The organism is Metabacillus sp. 84 (assembly GCF_050107715.1).
Classification (GTDB): domain Bacteria; phylum Bacillota; class Bacilli; order Bacillales; family Bacillaceae; genus Metabacillus_B.
Genome location: NZ_JBNILN010000001.1, coordinates 25,746 through 44,222 on the forward strand (window position 1 = coordinate 25,746; position 18,477 = coordinate 44,222).

The 18,477-nt window shown below is 42.9% G+C and carries 17 protein-coding genes; 6 read left to right on the forward strand and 11 right to left on the reverse strand.

What is annotated here, in order from left to right; genetic code table 11:
- Positions 1-195: 195 nt before the first annotated feature.
- Entirely contained in the window at positions 196-1,032 is an 837-nt protein-coding gene (locus ACQCV8_RS00130) for an STAS domain-containing protein (protein ID WP_426842515.1), read from the forward strand.
- Between the two features lie 97 nt (positions 1,033-1,129).
- Here the strand turns inward: ACQCV8_RS00130 and ACQCV8_RS00135 are convergent, their stop codons facing one another.
- From ACQCV8_RS00135 to ACQCV8_RS00150, 4 genes are read right to left on the reverse strand one after another with little or no spacing between them, the layout of a single operon-like run.
- The gene (locus ACQCV8_RS00135; RefSeq protein ID WP_426842516.1) at positions 1,130-2,287 is read right to left on the reverse strand and encodes a hypothetical protein; all 1,158 of its coding nucleotides are present in this window, start codon (positions 2,285-2,287) and stop codon (positions 1,130-1,132) included.
- A 14-nt stretch (positions 2,288-2,301) separates the two neighbouring features.
- Entirely contained in the window at positions 2,302-3,129 is an 828-nt protein-coding gene (locus ACQCV8_RS00140) for a hypothetical protein (protein WP_426842517.1), read from the reverse strand.
- Entirely contained in the window at positions 3,129-3,815 is a 687-nt protein-coding gene (locus ACQCV8_RS00145) for an ATP-binding cassette domain-containing protein (protein ID WP_426842518.1), read from the reverse strand. The genes ACQCV8_RS00140 and ACQCV8_RS00145 overlap by 1 nt, the downstream gene beginning before the upstream one ends.
- Positions 3,816-3,817: 2 nt before the next feature.
- Positions 3,818-4,195 (reverse strand): GntR family transcriptional regulator, encoded by a 378-nt coding sequence (locus tag ACQCV8_RS00150; RefSeq protein WP_426842519.1) that lies wholly within the window; start codon positions 4,193-4,195, stop codon positions 3,818-3,820.
- Positions 4,196-4,815: 620 nt separating this feature from the next.
- Here ACQCV8_RS00150 and ACQCV8_RS00155 point away from each other — a divergent pair.
- Positions 4,816-5,238 (forward strand): DUF1801 domain-containing protein, encoded by a 423-nt coding sequence (locus ACQCV8_RS00155; RefSeq protein WP_426842520.1) that lies wholly within the window; start codon positions 4,816-4,818, stop codon positions 5,236-5,238.
- A gap of 1,132 nt (positions 5,239-6,370) precedes the next feature.
- Here the strand turns inward: ACQCV8_RS00155 and ACQCV8_RS00160 are convergent.
- Both ACQCV8_RS00160 and ACQCV8_RS00165 read right to left on the reverse strand, forming a co-directional pair.
- The gene (locus tag ACQCV8_RS00160; RefSeq protein WP_426842521.1) at positions 6,371-7,132 is read right to left on the reverse strand and encodes a sugar phosphate isomerase/epimerase family protein; all 762 of its coding nucleotides are present in this window, start codon (positions 7,130-7,132) and stop codon (positions 6,371-6,373) included.
- A gap of 160 nt (positions 7,133-7,292) precedes the next feature.
- Positions 7,293-8,168, reverse strand: coding sequence for an SMP-30/gluconolactonase/LRE family protein (locus ACQCV8_RS00165; protein WP_426842522.1), 876 nt, complete (start codon positions 8,166-8,168; stop codon positions 7,293-7,295).
- 157 nt (positions 8,169-8,325) lie between these two features.
- On the opposite strand from ACQCV8_RS00165, the gene ACQCV8_RS00170 reads away from it, so the two are divergent.
- Positions 8,326-9,525 (forward strand): PP2C family protein-serine/threonine phosphatase, encoded by a 1,200-nt coding sequence (locus ACQCV8_RS00170; protein ID WP_426842523.1) that lies wholly within the window; start codon positions 8,326-8,328, stop codon positions 9,523-9,525.
- Positions 9,526-9,600: 75 nt separating this feature from the next.
- Here ACQCV8_RS00170 and ACQCV8_RS00175 read toward each other — a convergent pair whose 3' ends face one another.
- Complete coding sequence (locus tag ACQCV8_RS00175) at positions 9,601-10,458, reverse strand: CheR family methyltransferase (RefSeq protein ID WP_426842524.1); 858 nt, start codon at positions 10,456-10,458, stop codon at positions 9,601-9,603.
- A gap of 15 nt (positions 10,459-10,473) precedes the next feature.
- Positions 10,474-13,128 carry an ATP-binding protein gene (locus ACQCV8_RS00180; protein ID WP_426842525.1) on the reverse strand — a complete coding sequence of 885 codons (2,655 nt, stop codon included), beginning with the start codon at positions 13,126-13,128 and terminating at the stop codon, positions 10,474-10,476.
- Between the two features lie 544 nt (positions 13,129-13,672).
- On the opposite strand from ACQCV8_RS00180, the gene ACQCV8_RS00185 reads away from it, so the two are divergent.
- The 3 genes from ACQCV8_RS00185 (at position 13,673) to ACQCV8_RS00195 (ending at position 16,863) form a co-directional block, all read left to right on the forward strand.
- On the forward strand, positions 13,673-15,040 hold the full coding sequence (locus ACQCV8_RS00185) for a L,D-transpeptidase family protein (protein WP_426842526.1): 1,368 nt from the start codon (positions 13,673-13,675) through the stop codon (positions 15,038-15,040).
- Between the two features lie 213 nt (positions 15,041-15,253).
- Positions 15,254-16,480, forward strand: a complete 1,227-nt coding sequence (locus ACQCV8_RS00190; protein ID WP_426842527.1) for an ammonium transporter — start codon at positions 15,254-15,256, stop codon at positions 16,478-16,480.
- Between the two features lie 20 nt (positions 16,481-16,500).
- Complete coding sequence (locus tag ACQCV8_RS00195) at positions 16,501-16,863, forward strand: P-II family nitrogen regulator (protein WP_426842528.1); 363 nt, start codon at positions 16,501-16,503, stop codon at positions 16,861-16,863.
- A 59-nt stretch (positions 16,864-16,922) separates the two neighbouring features.
- Here ACQCV8_RS00195 and gvpU read toward each other — a convergent pair whose 3' ends face one another.
- From gvpU to gvpJ, 3 genes are read right to left on the reverse strand one after another with little or no spacing between them, the layout of a single operon-like run.
- On the reverse strand, positions 16,923-17,303 hold the full coding sequence (gene gvpU / locus ACQCV8_RS00200) for a gas vesicle accessory protein GvpU (RefSeq protein WP_426842529.1): 381 nt from the start codon (positions 17,301-17,303) through the stop codon (positions 16,923-16,925).
- Between the two features lie 27 nt (positions 17,304-17,330).
- Positions 17,331-18,113 (reverse strand): YtxH domain-containing protein, encoded by a 783-nt coding sequence (locus ACQCV8_RS00205; protein ID WP_426842530.1) that lies wholly within the window; start codon positions 18,111-18,113, stop codon positions 17,331-17,333.
- 37 nt (positions 18,114-18,150) lie between these two features.
- Positions 18,151-18,459, reverse strand: coding sequence for a gas vesicle protein GvpJ (gvpJ, locus tag ACQCV8_RS00210; RefSeq protein ID WP_426843332.1), 309 nt, complete (start codon positions 18,457-18,459; stop codon positions 18,151-18,153).
- Positions 18,460-18,477: the final 18 nt, after the last annotated feature.

Below are 18,477 nucleotides of genomic sequence, written 5' to 3' on the forward strand. Positions count from 1 at the left end.
ACTCCGAAAGAAGTCTTCCCCTTCAAGCACGGAAAGAGCTCAGCCCCTCAGGAGAGGGACGAATTTTTGCGGGGATACGTGCAAGGCTTTTTCCTTTCACGGCGGGCAGCTCACTCCACAGAAACTTCTTGAAGTAACTCTTGCTTTTTTCTGGTAAAATAATAAAGAAGAGTTCATCTATTTAGGGGGAAGCTTATGAATATGAATCAGGCACTTCGGGATTATTTTAGTCAGCACGCCCGCAATTTGACTGAGGACTGGTATAATACATTGGATAATTACGATCCCTCTACTGTTTACGGATCGAAAGACCCCGAGACAATTGCCGGGCTGAAGGAGCAGAATTTTGAATTCCACCAGAAAGCACCTAATATACTGATCGAGGAGCGGGAAACTTTTCTCGTTGACTTTTATGAGTGGGTGCAGAAGATTGCAATAGATTCCGCTCACATTAAAACACCGAATCATATTGTGATTAAAGAATTTAAACGTGTAAGAAAACAATATATGAAGCTGATTAAAGAATTCATCCTCCAGCATAAAGCAGAGGTGTCTTGGGAGCTTGCAGATGGATGGACGAGCAAGATTCTGGATGTATTTGATACGGCTGTCCTGATGTTTGTGGAAGAAGCTGAAAATAATTCTAAAAGACAGCTCAAAGCGCAGCAGGAGATGATTTATGAGCTTAGCTCTCCTGTTATCAGCCTTGAAAATAAAAATGCCCTCCTTCCGTTAGTAGGGGATATCGATACTTCGAGAGCGAAAATCATCCTGGAAAATACACTGACCCAATGCTCCGAAAAAGGAGTAGAACACTTATATATCGACCTTTCAGGCGTGGTTATGGTAGATACAATGGTAGCTCAGCAGATTTTCCAGCTGATTGATACGCTGAATCTAATCGGTGTAAAAACAACGATTTCAGGCATACGGCCTGAAATTGCAATGACAGCGATGCAGCTGGGCCTGTCGTTTGATAAAACGAATATTAAGTCGACCCTTTCCCAGGCAATTGCCGATTCTAAAAAATAAGGTAAGCCATTTACAAACCGGTTAGCCAGCGCTTTCCAGTTACTTGGTTTATAGAGTTAAACAGGAACAAGCACCTCCGGCTCGAGGTGCTTGTTTTCTATTTTAAAAACTGAATGCTATGAATCTCCAGCTTTTTATTTGATTCATGACGGTCACTTGAAATTTTTGAGGAATAAACTTCTTTCCCTGTTTTTAAGTCGTATCCTTTAATAGCGGGTACTACTTTATTTAAAGAAAAGTATACGGTGTTCTGTTTAAATTGAATGGCCTGGACAGCATTTTTGCTGTTTACAGGGATTTCCGTTTCACGGTCTGTTTTTTGAGTATTCATGTTATAGCGAAGCACCGAAAAATTCTCTCCTGCAGATGACATCATATAAAGATAAGATCCCCCGAACAATGAAAATTGGATATCACCTGCTGGCACGGGGAGCTTGATTTTCACTTCCTTTCCTGTCTGATAGTCAGAAAAATAGTAATCTTCAGAAATAATTTCTTCTCCAATGCCTTCTCCGCTGTTTTCAATTTCTTTCGTACTTATTTTTTGATAAACTACTCCGGAATTGGGCTGGGTAACGTTCACCTGCCCTAAAGTCCTCATTCTCATCGATTGATCAGGAGTGCCTGAAACCCTTTTTTTATTTACGAGTTCACGGCTTTTAATGCTGAACGTGTAAAGTATAAGATCCTGACTCTTATTCATGCTTTGAGCGAGTATTTTGATCTCATTGTTTACTCTTTGAACATCTTCAATCGTCATCCACTCCTTTTCATCATTCGGTACATCAGCCTTAAAGGCCATTTCTTTTTTCGTTTTTTTATCTAAAACTCCTATCTCAAACCGGTGTGTGCGATCCTCTCCATTTGAAAGAATCGCTGCTTTAGCCAGCCATTGATTATCCTCATAAATGTTATCATCGGAATAGCCTCGCATAAAATCTTTATAATTCTGCTGAATCCTTTCAAATTCAGGTATCCACCTTACGTCCTGCCGTTCAAAAATATTCAGTTCTTTTACGTATATAGTACCCTCATTCGTAATTTTCAGGTTTTCTTGTGTTTCGTAATCAGGCTCTCCACTGATTACATTTGTATAGCCGGCTAAGACAACCATCTCCTCATCTGTGCTGCCGCTCTCCGGAATTATCTTAAAATCAGGAAGGAGGCTTATCGTGTAAGCCGACTGTGCGTAAAAAGAACTGATTCCGGCAATTGCCAAAATAGCCAGTATCGCTGTTTTCCAATATTTTTTCATATAGTTTAAGCTCCCTATACTGTAATCTTTTTCTGAAGCAAATATCTGCTTGCCATAAAGGATATCAGGGCTACACACGCTGCGGCTGCAATTTGCAGGTAAATAATTTCACTTGGATAGAGTCTAGCTCCCGTCTGATTCAGCAAAAAAGGAATCATGAGGATCAAAGCTGCAGCAAGACCAAAAACGAAAGCCATGCAAATCCCCAGCCATCTAAAGCTTCGTTCAAATAAAATAAACGTGTTGAGCAAAAGGACAAGCATGATTCCTATCCCATAGTAAAGGATAAATTCCAAAAAAGTTTCAGGTACTAATAAGGACAATAGAAGACTTGATTTTAGTGTTTCAGAGTATGGAACTGAAGTCCTAAAATCACTTGGAACGAGTATATGAAACAAACCGTCTTCAATTGGAAACAAAATCATTTGGAAAGCGATCAGACCGAAAACCATTAACAGCAAAGCGGCTGTTTTTGCATAAAAGATTTTCATTCTGGATACCGGGATCATTAGCAGTCTGTATATGAAGGGGCTGCCGGTAAACCAATCCCTGTACCAAATAAAGAAATTATAAAACAGCAAAGCGCAAATACCGATTACGATAGGCGCCATAAATAACAGGCTGTTGTGGATATCTGAAAAATAGAAGGGCTGGCTTTGTTTAAGAAAATCATCTGCTTGCAGTCCCTTTTCACGCATAACCGTCTCAGCCCGATCCATCATATTGCTGGATTCCCATGCTACACTCGTAAACTGACAGATTACCGTCAAAAGAATCAAGACCAGATAAATCCTGGAAAACCGGTTTATTTCGAAGTTCAAAAGCTTAACAAAGGGCTTCATCAGCGATACACCTCTCTCATCACATCAATGACTGATTTTCCTTCACTGATTCTCATTTCTTCCGCATTAAACTGCTTAACCACTCTTCCGCTCTCAAGCATAACGACCTTATCGAGCAAGTGCTGGATATCCTGAATCTCATGTGTAGTAATGATGACTCCGCGTCCGTCAATTAAATGGCTCGTAAACACTCTCGCAATCTGTTCCCTGCTGAACAGGTCAATCCCCGAAAAAGGCTCATCCATCAGCAGATATTCTGTATCCAAAGCCAGACCCATCAGAAGGCTCGCTTTTGCTGCGTTCCCTTTTGAAAGGTTTGAGATTTTCTCCCCTTTGCTGAGCTTAAAGAAATGAAGAAGCTCAAAAGCGCGCTCCCGGTTCCAGTTTGGGTAGAAATCTTCCATAAATTCCATGAATTCCTGGATAGTCATGCGGGGCTGCATGATCGGAGCATCCGGTATGTAGGTAATCTTCTCAAGCATAGCCGGGCTCATAGTTTCCCCGTCGATCAGAATGCTCCCTGACTGAAATGGCGTTATGCCCATAATGGTCTTTAGCAGGGTTGTTTTCCCTGCGCCGTTCATCCCTATTAAACATGTAATCTCGCCCTTTTCCGCCTCAAAAGCTGCTCCGTCCAGTACTGTTCTCCGGCCGTATTTCTTTGAGACATTTTTAACCTCAATCATTTTCATTCCCCCGATGATTCCTGATTATATTTAGCATGGATAATTTGCATTAATTCTTCTACAGGTACACGGATGGGCTTAATTGATTCAATAAACGTATCCACCGCCTCCATAATCAGCTCGTCACGAACACTGTTTAAAACAGCAGCATCGTTTGTCACTTTGCTTGGCACATTTCTTTCTGTAAAAATTAACTTCTGTTCCTCCATCTCCTTATAAGCCTTTTGAGCGGTGTTAGGGTTAATATTTAGCATGGCTGCTATTTCCCTCCTTGAAGGTATTTCCTGTCCTGATTGCAGCTCTCCGGTTGCAATCTTCTCTTTAAAATAGCGTACGACCTGCAAATAAACAGGGTCTCGGCTGTTGAAAATCTGATTCATTATGCACCTCCGTGTTCCAACTGTGTGTACCACTTAGTTCATACACTTATAAGTGTATTATATGTGTAAGACACTTTTATAGCAACCTTTTTTTTACTATTTAAGGCTTTGTTCATGTATGATGTTGATTTATTAACATCTGTTGACTGGAGTGGAAGGCAAGAGACTCCGTGCTAAGAGCAGCGGGACAGGTGATGCCCTGCTGGCGCAAAGTGCCGGGAAGGCTTACCGCCCGCCCTTGGATAAGCGAATGCCTGCTACCTGCAATCAACCATCCAAAAACCTGATTAGATGGAGTTGCGGTTCTGAGCTTTCTGCTTCCAATGATCTTGGCACTTATGCTTGGCTGGTACTTTTGACAATATGCAAGGAAAAAAGGACCTGGGCATAAATCGGATGGTAAAAGGTGGGGAGACTGCTCCATTTAGAATGTCATTAGTAATCACATTCGTTTAAAGGGCTGGATCAATCGGTTTAGTGGTGTGACAGAAGAATCCTGAAAGGACGGGGGAGCGGTTAGCAAGAGAATGGTTGAAAGATTCGTGGTCTCTGCCAATACGCCCTATGGTAAACTTGTTTTATCGGAATTTTCAAAAAATCTATGGGGGTAGTAAGCAATAATGACAAAAAATAAAAAATCAGTTGAAAGAGGGATGTTATCTGGCCCTGAACAGGTGCAGGAATTTATGAAAAACCTAGAACATCCCCTTAAAGAAGAAATAGAAAAGGTTCGAGTTATCATCTTAAGCACTGATCGTAATATTACTGAACACATAAAATGGAATGCACCCAGTTTCTGTTATGAGGGCGAAGACCGAATTACCTTAAATCTTCAAGGAAAAGGATTTTTCCGACTCATATTTCATTGCGGTGCTAAGATAAAAGAACGAAAGACTTATGAACCTCTGATTGCCGATCCAAGTGGATTATTAGAATGGAAAGCAGCTGACAGAGCTATACTTAAATTTTCTGACAAATATCAGGTTAAAGCTAATGAAGAAAAAATCAGAGAAATAATATCTAACTGGCTTGAAGTTATTTAAGATGGACGATGCCCTTTCTTTCAGTAAATTGAGGAAGGGAACTCCAACAATGATGGAGTTCCCTTTGTTTTTTATTGCCATTATTCTTTCCCATAGCGCTTCAATTTTTGTTAACTGGCAGTTTAATTAAGAGCTGGAGACATTCTGTTGTGATGATGCTGGAACTGCTGCTCCAGTTTCTTATGGGGGCTTGGAGAACATAAATGGAGTCGGGGCCCTTTTATCTTATTTGGAGAGAGAGCTTTCTTTGTTTAAAGAAACAGAGTGTTTGCTTCTGTTGCCCTGCTGGGATTACACGTTATATAGACGTTTAGTCGCGTAGTGGCAGGAACGGGCAGCCTCAAAATTCTAAAAAAAAGCTGGAATAATCTCTCTTGAGAAAACAGAGGTATTTATAGATTTTTTTAAGCGAATCACTAGGAATTCTCCCTGAATTAGTGATAAGTCCGCAGACTCGGCCCTGGCAGGAGGCCGGGTTATGCTTTTACCGACTGGTTTTTCTGTTTTATTGTCCGTACTTTTATTTTATTGTCCGTATTCTGGTTTTATTGTCCGTACTTTTATTTTATTGTCCGTATTCTAGTTTTATTGTCCGTACTTTTAATATAAAGACTTTTCGACAAAAAATTTACGGTACTCGGCTCTGGCAGGAGGCCGGGTTATGCTTTTACCGACTGGTTTTTCTGTTTTATTGTCCGTGCTTTTATTTTATTGTCCGTATTCTAGTTTTATTGTCCGTATTCTAGTTTTATTGTCCGTATTCTAGTTTTATTGTCCGTACTTTTAATATAAAGACTTTTCGACAAAAAATTTACGGTACTCGGCCCTGGCAGGAGGCCGGGTTATGCTTTTACCGACTGGTTTTTCTGTTTTATTGTCCGTGCTTTTATTTTATTGTCCGTATTCTGGTTTTATTGTCCGTACTTTTATTTTATTGTCCGTACTTCAGTTTTATTGTCCGTACTTTTGATATAAAGACTTTTCGACAAAAAATTTACGGTACTCGGCTCTTTAAGTAGATGATTAAAAGGGTCGGAGCATCGCCCCGACCCTAAGATTTTCCGCCTCTTCACCTTCTTCGAACTCCTAAAGCCAGGAGTGGTCAGCGCCCCCTGTCAAATAGGTGCTCTTATTATGCTTCTACCAGCAGATCCTTTAAGTAGTTATAGCTGATCTCAATACTTTCCAGAGGCGGCCTCTTGCAGACATCCTGCTCTACTACAAGCCATTCTGCTTTTGTCTGCAGCGCTTTTTCCGTAATGGACTTGATATCGATGACGCCAGTCCCAAGCTCTGCAAAAGCCTTGTCCGCACTCTTTTCCATGTCTTTCATATGAACGAGCGGCAAGCGGTTTTTGTAGCGCTCCATCCATTCCAAAGGATTCTTCCCGGCATGTGTCAGCCAGTACACATCCAGCTCGGTCTGAACCCATTCGGGATTGGTCTCTTCTAATACTATCCCAAGACCTGTTTTGCCGTCTTCGTAATCCATCAGCTCAAATTCATGGTGATGGTAGCTTAAGGTCAGACCGGCATTATGGACTTTTTCCCCGATTGTATTCAGTTTTTTTGCCAGTTCGTGGTATTCGGCTTCTTTTTCCATCCGTTCGTACGGATATGCAATGATCAGATGCTTGCTTCCCAGAATCTGCTGTGTCTCGATGTGTTTTTCCAGGTTTGCCTCCATTTCTTTTAAAACGAAATGGCTGCCTGAGGCGCGAAGATTGATTTCATCAAGGTATTTACGGAGTTCTACTGGGTTCACGCCATGGTACCCGGCGAATTCCACTCCATTAAAACCAATCTCAGCTGTTCTTTTAAGCGTTTTCAAAAAATCATTTGAGCATTCATCTCTTAAGGTGTACAGTTGTACAGAAACAGGAATTTGATTCATTCCACGAGCCCCCTCTATCAATTTACTCTCTCATTCTAGCATAATTCTGGAAGCTTCACCCTTTACCTTGGAAAGACCTAAAAAAGCCACTCAGCAAAAGGAGGGCGGAATTCCCGCCTTCCCTGAATTGAGTGTCTTTTGCAGGCAGAAAAGAAATGGTTTACCCCTTATATCTGAAGGTTTTTCTTCCCTTTGTATTGGTTTTCACTTTAAAGATCGAGCCGGCCAGCGGCTGCTTTGCGAGCTCTTCATCCTCCAGGTTCTCGCGGCCGGTTGTTATATACAATTCATCAAGATCTGTCCCGCCGAATGTGCAGCATGTAACCTGTGTCACCGGCAAATGAACTTCTTCAAGCTTATTCCCTGTTTCGGGATTCCATCTCGATACTCTCGACCCATTATAATGAGCGATCCAAAGCATATTCTCTTCATCAATTGTCATCCCATCAGGATGCCCTTCTTCTTCCGGAACTTCAATAACCACCCTTTTGTTAGAAAGAGTTCCAGTTTCCAGATTGTAGTCATAGGACACAACCTTCTGTGTAGGTGTATCAATATAATAGAACGTTTCACCGCTTTTGCTCCAGGCAAGCCCGTTTGATATTCCTGCTTCTTCTATCAGCTTTTGCACCTGATGGTCCTCGCCAATGCTGTATAGGGCACCTTTATTACCCTGTCCTTCTTTTTGCATGGTGCCGGCAACAAATCTTCCTCTCGGGTCGCACTTTCCATCGTTAAAACGGTTATCCGGCTTGTCTTCCTCCGGGTTGATAATAAAGGTTTTTTCTCCCGAGTTCGGATCAATAAAATAGAGGCCTTCTTCTAATGCGGCAATAAAACCGCCTTTTTCAGCAATGGAAATAGCTCCAATTTTCTGTCCGATTTTCACTAATTGATCGTTTTTGGTTTCCGGGTTAAATATATGTATTGCTTCACCGTGAATATCCACCCAGTATAAGAGATTCTCACGGTCATCCCATACAGGTCCTTCAGCCAGAATTGCTTTTGCATCATACACCAGTTCAGCCTGCCCCATTCTAAACCCTCCCTTTCCTCTTATATTTTTTCATTCCCTATAAGCTGTGAAAATATGCTTGCTGGTGAAATTTCAGTCATTCCATAAACACCTTGACTCCCGCTTTTGATCATCTTTTAGTATACTATTAGTATTAAATCTAAGTATGGAGCCGGAAATGAAAATACTAATTGTAGATGATCACCCAGTTAATCTTTTTGTAGTAGAGAAAATCCTGAAAAATGCAGGGTACGAAGACAATGTATCTCTTCCATCTGCCCGGGCATTATTTGACTATTTGAAAATAGACTCACCCGGTTCTGCTCCTCCGAAAGCTGATCTGATCCTGCTCGACATTATGATGCCGGATATGGACGGCATCGAAACATGCAGAAGAATCCAGCAGGTTGAGCAGTTGAAAGAAATCCCCATTATATTTGTCACCGCCCTGGAAGACTCGAACAAGCTGGCAGAAGCTCTTGATGTAGGGGGACATGACTACATTACGAAGCCGATTAATAAGGTGGAGCTTCTTGCCAGAATCCGGGTGGCTTTAAGGTTAAAACAGGAGAAGGACTGGCATGCGGAACAGGAGCAAAAGCTCTCGCACGAACTGGATTTAGCCATGCAGATTCAAAAAAGCCTCTTAAATCCACCGCTTAATGAAAAAAACATCCAAATCCATGTTTCTCACCTGCCTTCAAATAAATTGGCAGGAGATATGTATTATTGGCATCGTTTCAGCGACCACAAATATGGTGTAATCCTGCTTGACATGATGGGACATGGTATCTCTTCGTCTCTAATCTGCATGTACATTTCGTCTGTACTGAGGGATTCCATCAAGCAGCTGGCCGATCCTGTCCTGGTGATTGAGGAACTAAACCGGTACATGGCACTTCTGGCCAATCAGACAAAGGAACATAATTATTATTTTACAGCCATCTACCTTGTGATTGATACAGAATCAAAGACTGTGGAATACGTGAATGCCGGTCATCCGCCCGGCTATGCCTTAGTTGACAGCTCTGAAGTGATCTCTTTGGATAAAGGATGCTGCGCGGTCGGTTTTTTTGAAGAAATTCAAATTACAAGTACAGTTTTATCCTATGATGAGGATATCCAGCTTCTGCTGTTCACAGATGGGGTTTATGAGAATTCCGGCAAAGATGAAGCGGCCGTGCTTGAAAAACTGAAATTCATGGCCAGTCAGAAATGGTCTGGAACTGGCCATTCCCCTATCCACATGCTTGGTTTCCAGGATCAGGAACGCCCTCAGAAGGATGACATGTGCCTGTTAATGATTCAAGGGAGCAGCGATCGTACACCCGGGCCTTCATTGCCCAATGTTAATAAAGGGGAAATGTCCTTCATCTAAAAACAAAAACCCAGGAATGCTCTGCAGAGAGCGTTCCTGGGTTTTTCATTTGTATGCTTAGCTGCCAGAAGCCTGTTATTTTATTTTCCGGTAGATTTTTTCAGCAGGATCAAATTCCTGATAATCGTAAGCTACTTCTGTAAATTTAAGTGATTCTTTATCACCGAGCCCTATGAATCCACCCTCGCACAAGCTTTCATGGAAGAGTCGGTGGACCTGATTTTGCAGGGTTCCTGTAAAGTATATCAGTACGTTCCGGCAAATGATGACATGAAACTCGTTAAACGATTGATCCGTCACCAGATTGTGCTGGGCAAAACTGATATTCTTCATCAGCTCGGGGCGAAAATAGGCAAATCGCTCGTCCGCAGAGTAGAATTCTGAAAATGAGCGGGTTCCCCCTGATAAGAGGTAGTTCTTAGTATAATTTTGCATTTTGGTTAACGCGAACTTTCCTTTTTTCGCCTGATCCAATACCCGTTCATTCATATCTGTCGCATAAATATGGGTTCGTTCAGAAAGGCCTTCTTCTTCAAGGAGGATGGCCATAGAATACACTTCTTCTCCTGTCGAACAGCCGGCATGCCAGATTCTGACTGCAGGCAGTTCACGCAGCCGCGGAACGACTTTTTCCCTGAAAGAACGGAAGAAGCTAGGATTCCGGAACATCTCCGTCACATTGATGGAAAAATCGTTTAACAGGGTATTTAGCATTTCAGGTTCATGGATCGCCCTGTCCAACAGGCTCGAAATGCGGTTGATTTGTTCCATTCTCATCCGGTTTTGAATTCTTCTTCCAATCGAGGATCTCATATAGCCTCTAAAGTCATATCCTGAAAGCCTGTAGATGCCTTCGAGCAGCAAGTCCATTTCTATTTCTTCACGCAAACCCGATGAGGACTCTTCCAGATAATTTAGATCTTTCTCTTCCATTTGCTTCAACCTCTTTTACTTTGTTAGCCAGACCCTCATAGCAGAAAGAAGCTGCTCAATTTTAAGCGGTTTGCTGATATAATCCGAGGCTCCTGCTTCAAGACATTTTTCCCTGTCGTTTTTCATCGCCTTTGCTGTAAGGGCAATAATCGGCACATCCGTCATGCTATACTCCTGGCGAATCATTTTCATTGTCTCATAGCCATCCATTACCGGCATCATGATATCCATCAAGATTAAATCGACCGATTCTTGCCCGGTTTCGAGAAGCTCCAGGCACTTCAGGCCGTTTTCAGCTGTGATGACGTTCATGCCCTCACTCTTTAGGGCTGCTTCAAGAACATAAATATTCCGATAATCATCATCCACAATCAAAACGTTCTTTCCTGCAAATACATCTTCATTTTCTGGAGTATTCGGTGCCGGCATTTCCTGGACTGCAATGGTTTCGGCTCCGACAGCCGCTTCATATTGAGACCGCTGTTCCTCAGATATTTCTGCCAGATCCGGATGGGCAGGAAACGTCAGAGTAAATATACTGCCTTTTCCTTCTTCACTTTCCAGGGTAATCCCTCCGCCAAGAAGCTTGGCGAGTTCACGGCAGATGGAAAGACCGAGCCCCGTGCCTCCATACTTTCTGACAGTCGCACCATCGCCCTGCTGGAATGCCTCAAAAATTACGTCCTGCTTCTCAGGGGGGATTCCAATTCCTGTGTCTTTTACGGCAATCAGGATCTGACCTTCTCCATTTTGATTGATCGAAACCGTAATACCGCCTTCGGTTGTAAATTTAAACGCGTTGGACAGAAGATTTTTAATAATTTGATTCAAGCGCTTTTCGTCCGTATAAACCAAGTCCGGCACGTCGGTGGAATACTCAATATTCAAATACAGTCCTTTTTGGGCTGCTATGTGATCAAAGTTCCGTTCGATATACTCTGGAATTCCTGCCGCATTCACTTCACTGAAATGAATTTCCAGCTTGCCAGACTCAACTTTGGATAAATCCAGAATTTCATCAATCAGGTTAAGCAGGTCCTGGCCTGAAGAGTGAATGATCTCTGCAAATTCCTGCTCTTCAGAAGCAAGTTTTTTCCCTGTATTCTCAGCAAGCATCTCAGAGAGGATCAGGATACTGTTGAGCGGTGTTCTAAGCTCGTGGGACATATTGGCCAGGAACTCGGATTTGTATTTAGAGCCAGCGATCAGCTGCTTCGCCTGTGCTTCGAGCTCTTCTTTTGCCTGTTCAAGCTCTTTGGATTTATCCTCAGCATCTTCGCTTCTCGATTCAAGCTGTTCGTTGATCATCTGCAGCTCCTCTGACTGCATTTGAAGTTCCTCTGATTGAGTCTGCAATTCTTCCGATTGAGTTTGAAGCTCTTCAGTCATGGCCTGGGATTCAGCGAGAAGACGTTTGATTTCCATTTGGCCGAGTACACTGTTGACCGTCAGCCCCATTGACTCGACGAGTGCTTCGAGCAGCTGAATGTGCTTCGGCAAGTATTCAGAAACACTTGCAAGTTCAATGACCGCTACTGCATCCCCTTTGTATAATACTGGAGCAATTAACAGACTGTTTGGCTTGATCTGCCCCAAAGAGGATGAAATTGGCTGATAGTCTTTGCCGATTTCATTGACAGCCATTACTTTTCTATCCAGTGCTGCCTGTCCGGCAAGACCTTCTCCAAGACCGAATGAAGTCTTTCCCAGCTCTTCGTCAAATGCATATCCAGCCTTTTTAACAAACACTTTGCGATCTTTCACGTAAAAGACACCCATTGCCGAACCTGTCATTTCTGCAATATTTTTAAGGAATGTTTCTCCCAAAGGCTCGAGAGAAGAGATCCCTTGATTGTCTGTATTCACTTTATTAATGCCTGTCTGAATCCAGCTTCGTTCTTCCATAACATCCAGAAGACCGTTTGTAGCTACCGCTAAATCCTTGATCTCATCGTTTGTCTTTACCTTCAGACGAGTGGATAGGCTGCCTCCGACTGTCATTGCTTTAATATTGTTGATTACCTGCTGCACGGTGGAAACAACGGATCTGGAAATGGCCAATCCAGTAACAATTGAAATAATAATTGTCACTAGCATAAGGCCGTACATCGTCAGCCGGAGTCCCTGGTTCTGGGCATCCAATTGCTCTGCCCTTTGTTTCGTTAAGCTGAGTTCCGTGCTCCGAAATGATTCAAATTGACCGCGGACCGCCTGAATCTCACCGGAATCGGGACTTTGTTCATAAATTGAGGTGATTTCCTCTTCCTTTCCTTGTTTTTTTAAAGTTATGAGGAGTTCACCTCTTTCTGAAATCCATTCATTGATATTCCCTTTTATCGTTTCCAGCTTTTCCTGCTGGGAAGGGTTATCGCTCAAAAGCACGCCAAGATCCTTGAAGTTTTCTTCTAATTCATCATTGGCAGTCTCAAAGGAATTTGCATAGTCCTCATCCCCTGTTAAGACAAAACCTCTTTGGCCGGTCTGCATTTCAAGCAAATTTGTTTCTGCCTGACCCGTCAGGTTAAAAATCTGCAAATCGTGATTTATAATAAAATTTCTCTGTTTCTGCATTTGGGATATCTGGCTGTTTATCAGCAAAATCGACCCAATTAAACAAATAAGAATGACTGCATAGCCGAATAGGATTTTATTCCTAATTCCGATTTTCATGATTTTCATTCGTCCCCTTCGATAATCTCTTTAAAATTATATACCAATTCCGTCAAACTGCCTATCCTGAAAGCACACTTCCCAATTTTAAAAAACAGGGGAAATTCCACCTGCTCCTGAAGCCTGAGGGTTCCCTTTCACGCAGTCCTTCCCGGCTTGTCATACGCCTGTTAATCATCCTGCCCCCCTTGCATCCCTCTTTAAATCGTGATATAGTACTAGGGCGATGAGCTGAGTTGCATAAGACGGGGGACGCACCTTTAAGGTACAAACGATGTGGCGTTTGGTCCCCCGCCGCAATACGCAGAGGCACCTGATTATTCAGGTGCCTTTTTTATTTCCACTTTTCACGACAGTCGCAATGCCCCATTAAATCCCCCTTGCCGTCTCTTTAATGAACTCGGCACCTTTTTATCCCCTTCAATTAAACACAGCGTTTGCAAAATTTATAGTAAGCTTAATTTCCTTACAAGGTTCTACAATTTTCTATTTTTTCCTGAATTACAATATATTGGTAGTTTCAGATAATCCAAGGGGGAGAAATATGAAAAAGCTCATGTGTCTGATTGTGCTGGCGTTCAGTCTGGTATTGGCAGGGAATGTTCCTGCTGCTTCTGCTGCAGGGGATCAATTGATTATTATAAACAAATCGATTAACAAGCTTGCCTTCTTTGATCACGGCAAACTCATACGGACATTCCGCATTGCTACAGGACGGAACGACAGCCTGACACCGGAAGGGACGTTTAAAATTGTTTCAAAGATTGTGAACCGGCCTTATTATACAAATAGCATCCCCGGAGGCGATCCCCGCAACCCACTCGGTGACAGATGGCTTGGGCTTGACGCAAGAGGTACATACGGGACTACCTATGCCATCCACGGCAATAACAATGAAAGCTCAATCGGAAAATACGTAAGCTCCGGCTGTGTAAGGATGCACAACAGCGATGTAAGGTGGCTATACCCGCAAGTGGAGAAAATGACAAAGGTGATCATTTTGAAATCCGGAGATTCCTTCGAAACGATTGCCCGGAAAAAAGGGTATTCATTAAAATCCCAGTACTCCGCCTATTCAGCAGCCGGCAATCAAGGAAAAAAATTGATGCAGGCCACCGCTAAATACAAAAGCATTATCAGCAGCGGAAGCATAACGAGAATGCATACTCTATATGATGGGGTAACCTCAGAGCTGAGGGCAACAGAAAAAGCCATCGGAAAAGTTCCGGGCAAAAGCAAAAGAAACGATCTTTTGAAAAAATATGTGACACCTGCCAAAATCACGATTGCAGGCAGTATGTACGAAATGTCCCAGCATAGATTGATGCTTTCAATAAAACAAAGCATCTCTTCCGGGCAGATTTCAAAGGCTCAGTCACAGCTTGCCGCACTGGACAGGCTTCAAGCTAAAACCATTCAGTTCAAAAAATCCGGAAGCTACCCGCGCCTGCCTGCCTCGATCTCTGCAAGCCTCGAAGGCCAGGAAGCTGATTTATACGGGATGATTCTTCAAATCAGAACTAGAGATTACAATAAAGCCATAGCTGGATCAAGCATCACTTCTCTTGACAGGCAATACGGAACATTGGTTTCAGCGATTTCCGCAACGGAAAGAGAAATCGGCCAGGTGCCTGGAGCCTCTATTCGCCAGGCTAAGCTAACACAGTATATCAAACCTGCTAAAATATCCCGTGAACGAACGATGAACCAGGTATCTATGCACCGTCTGCTCAATTATATGGATCGGAGCATAAAATCCGGAGCCACTTCAAGAGCAAGACAGAAGATCGCGGCATACGAACAGCTAAGAACACAATCAGCCGCCATTCAAAAAGCACATGGCTACCCATTCCTTCAAAATCTTGAAGATGGATTGAACAAGCGATTTGCAGATTTAAAAACGAAACTCTAAGAGATTTTATCCGATGCTGGTCTTCTCAGAAGATCAGCATTTTTTATGTTAGATTTTCTAACAAAATGTATCTGCTTACATATAAAAATATTGATTTATTTGAAAATTCTTATTGATATTATTTGTTCTTTCACATATGATACTTTATATAACAACCAATGTCATATAAGCTAACATGAAGAAAAACAATGAATATTGAAGGAGGAATTAGCAATGCAGATGGGCGACTCGTTACTTATGTTCGTAGCAACCTTGCTGGTGTGGATTATGACTCCGGGTATTGCCTTATTTTACGGAGGAATGGTCCGGAGCAAAAATGTTCTCAGTACTGCGATGTACAGTTTAAGTTCCATTGCCATCATTTCAGTCCTTTGGATTATTGCAGGCTATTCACTGGCTTTTTCAACAACAGGAAACGCGTTTATTGGAGGGCTTGACTGGATTGGCCTTCAGGGGGTCACCTTTGAGCCTAATCCTGATTACAGCGCCACAATTCCCCACAGCTTATATATGATGTTTCAGCTGACGTTCGCCGTTCTAACATGTGCGATTATATCAGGAGCTTTCGCAGAGCGAATGAGGTTTTCAGCTTTTGTGCTGTTCAGTGTTTTATGGACTTTTCTCGTATATGCTCCCGTAGCCCACTGGGTTTGGGGAGTAGGGGGATGGCTCCGGGAACTTGGTGCTTTGGACTTTGCGGGAGGGAATGTTGTTCATATTTCATCCGGTGTAGCCGGACTGGTGCTGGCGGTTGTCATCGGTACGAGAAAAAGCAAAAATTCTGTTTCCCCGCATAATCTCCCGCTAACTCTGCTTGGAGGCATGCTGATTTGGTTTGGGTGGTTCGGGTTCAATGTCGGGAGTGCCCTTACTTTGAATGATGTCGCAATGACCGCTTTCATTAACACCAATACAGCTGCTGCTACAGGTATTATTGGGTGGATCCTCGTTGAATGGCTTATTAATAAAAAACCAACTATGCTCGGGGCTATTTCCGGGGCAATAGCCGGACTTGTTGCCATTACCCCTGCTTGCGGATTTGTTACACCGGCAGCATCGATCGTCATTGGACTCATCGGAGGAGCCGTTTGCTTCTGGGGAGTATTCTTTCTAAAAGAAAAGCTTGGCTATGATGATGCATTGGATGCATTCGGATTGCACGGAATCGGCGGTACATGGGGAGGAATTGCAACCGGTTTGTTCGCGACAACTTCCGTAAACACTGCCGGGGCTGACGGACTCTTCTATGGAAACGCTGTGCTATTGCTAAAGCAGCTGATAGCCATTGGTGCCACTTACGTGTTCGTAGGAGCCGCAACCTTCATTCTTATAAAAGCGGTAAGTTTTATTGTCAGCATCCGAGCAAGCGATGAAGAGGAATCCATGGGACTCGACCTTACATTGCACGGTGAAAAAGCATACCAGGAGTCTAACCTTTAAAAAGCAGGGGGGCAGCATAAATGAGTGAAAAATTAACGAAAATAGAAATCATATCCCGTCCGGACCGATTTGAAGAGTTCAAGCAGGAAATGGGTAAAATAGGCGTCAGCGGGATAACTGTTTCAACTGTGAGAGGATGCGGGCTTCAAAAGGGCTTTACGGAGTTTTACCGGGGGGCTAAAAGAGAAATCAATATGTACGAACGATTGAAGATCGAAATTGTTGTCTGCAAAGTTCCAGTCCAGGATGTAGTGGATCTGGCCTGCAGGATTCTTAAGACCGGCAAACCGGGAGACGGGAAAATTTTCACCTATGAATTATCCAATGCCTACAAAATCAGAACAGGTGATGAAGGCTGCGAGGCGCTGCAAAACAAAGATTAATAATACCGATAAGTAAAAGAAGACCAACCGGGACTCCCGATTGGTCTTCTTTTACTGTATCATGCATCTTCTGAAATCTTGCCGAGGAAAAACCCATCGGTCTGATCCAGTTTTCCTCTCCATAAAAATTCACTTTTTGAAGGAGTAGGCTTGCTGTCTCCACAGTAAATTTTCGTATCCTTTAAATGGATGTACAGGACATCCTCTGCGCTTTCAACATCTTGGCTGCTCGCGTCCATCAGCTTGCCGCTGATGGCTTTTGAAAGCTCACTGCCTCCCTCAAACTTTTCACTCATGTTTCCGAAGTACTCTTTTGCTGAGATGAGGGTCCCGGTAATGAGAGATCCTTTCATGTTTAGCGTAATATCCAGTGAAAAATTATGTTTGTTTGCTGCATGTACAAACATTTCTAATATGCTGTCCTTTGAACTGGCACTCATATCAGGCCCTCCTTGGCTTCCAGATTGTTATTTTGAAGATTGCATCGTATCATCTTCACTCTTGATAACAGTTCCGCTGCCATTGTCTGCTTCTTTTTTAGCCGCAGACGCTGTTTTTCTCGCCTTTGCTGTCCTGGTTCGTGCAGCAGTCTGGGCTGGAGCCGGTTTGGGCTTTTCGGTATCCAATTGTACGGAAGCTGCTGCTTCATTTTCTGCCGGGCTATTAGAAGACGGCTCATTTTCTGTCCCTTCATCATCTGCTTGCTGAGATTGAGAAGATGGTGCAGCGCTTTTGGATTCTTCCAGACCCGCTTCATTTTTGCCGGAAGAGGACTCTTCCTGAGCTATACTGTTTGCTTGCTGATCAGAGGAATTTCCACTGCCTGTTTCCTGGCTTTCTGTTTCTGCCTTTGCTTGTTCCTGGTTATTTTCTTGGTTCTTTTGATTATCAGATTTAGGCTTCTCATCTCTTTTTACAATGTACAGAGTGGATTTTTTGATTTTTTCAGCAGCTTCCTGAGTTTTGGAAGTTCCTTTATCTTTAAGGGAGTTCAGTTTTTCCTTAGTACTTCCTCCAAATTGCTTGCAGCTGTCCATAACAGAAGCAGATTGCTTTCCGATGGAGTCTCTAACTTCCTTTCCGGATTTTGGAGCTAAAAGCAAGGTTGCTCCAACTCCTGCCAGCACGCCTGCAATAGAGCCTGTTAGAAAGTTTTTGTCAATGGATGGCCGTTTCATTCTGGACTGCTTCTTTTCCTCATTGTTCCCGCTGGCATTCGTACCTGATTGGTTCTGATTATTTTTTTCCATTTTCATTCCTCCTAAGATTCTAATCGTACAGTTTTTGTTATACGAGTCTTTGATTCTCCATTTTTTCTTCAAGCAGCTTGATCCGGTCATTGAGACGTTTGTTTTCTTCCTCGAGCGCCTCGCTGTTTCCGGCTGCCGCTTTTGAGCTTAAATAAGGGTCGTTTTCCCACCAGTCCATGCCAATTTCTTTTGCCTTATCTACTGATGCAACAATCAGCCTGATTTTGATGGTCAGGAGTTCAACATCCGCTAACCCGATTTTAATATCACCGGCTATCACGACTCCTTTATCCAAAACCTTTTCAAGGACATCTACAATAGAACTGGACTGGCTGTTATGCTGGATTTCATTCACCTTTATTCC

Coding starts and splice junctions, on each gene's coding strand:
- ACQCV8_RS00180 (WP_426842525.1), bottom strand. CDS start 13,128: ATGAAAATCGGAATTAGGAATAAAATCCTATTCGGCTATGCAGTCATT.
- ACQCV8_RS00160 (WP_426842521.1), bottom strand. CDS start 7,132: ATGAATCAAATTCCTGTTTCTGTACAACTGTACACCTTAAGAGATGAA.
- ACQCV8_RS00165 (WP_426842522.1), bottom strand. CDS start 8,168: ATGGGGCAGGCTGAACTGGTGTATGATGCAAAAGCAATTCTGGCTGAA.
- ACQCV8_RS00150 (WP_426842519.1), bottom strand. CDS start 4,195: ATGAATCAGATTTTCAACAGCCGAGACCCTGTTTATTTGCAGGTCGTA.
- ACQCV8_RS00130 (WP_426842515.1), top strand. CDS start 196: ATGAATATGAATCAGGCACTTCGGGATTATTTTAGTCAGCACGCCCGC.
- ACQCV8_RS00185 (WP_426842526.1), top strand. CDS start 13,673: ATGAAAAAGCTCATGTGTCTGATTGTGCTGGCGTTCAGTCTGGTATTG.
- ACQCV8_RS00175 (WP_426842524.1), bottom strand. CDS start 10,458: ATGGAAGAGAAAGATCTAAATTATCTGGAAGAGTCCTCATCGGGTTTG.
- ACQCV8_RS00145 (WP_426842518.1), bottom strand. CDS start 3,815: ATGATTGAGGTTAAAAATGTCTCAAAGAAATACGGCCGGAGAACAGTA.
- ACQCV8_RS00140 (WP_426842517.1), bottom strand. CDS start 3,129: ATGAAGCCCTTTGTTAAGCTTTTGAACTTCGAAATAAACCGGTTTTCC.
- ACQCV8_RS00190 (WP_426842527.1), top strand. CDS start 15,254: ATGCAGATGGGCGACTCGTTACTTATGTTCGTAGCAACCTTGCTGGTG.
- ACQCV8_RS00135 (WP_426842516.1), bottom strand. CDS start 2,287: ATGAAAAAATATTGGAAAACAGCGATACTGGCTATTTTGGCAATTGCC.
- ACQCV8_RS00155 (WP_426842520.1), top strand. CDS start 4,816: ATGACAAAAAATAAAAAATCAGTTGAAAGAGGGATGTTATCTGGCCCT.
- ACQCV8_RS00205 (WP_426842530.1), bottom strand. CDS start 18,113: ATGGAAAAAAATAATCAGAACCAATCAGGTACGAATGCCAGCGGGAAC.
- gvpU (WP_426842529.1), bottom strand. CDS start 17,303: ATGAGTGCCAGTTCAAAGGACAGCATATTAGAAATGTTTGTACATGCA.
- ACQCV8_RS00195 (WP_426842528.1), top strand. CDS start 16,501: ATGAGTGAAAAATTAACGAAAATAGAAATCATATCCCGTCCGGACCGA.
- ACQCV8_RS00170 (WP_426842523.1), top strand. CDS start 8,326: ATGAAAATACTAATTGTAGATGATCACCCAGTTAATCTTTTTGTAGTA.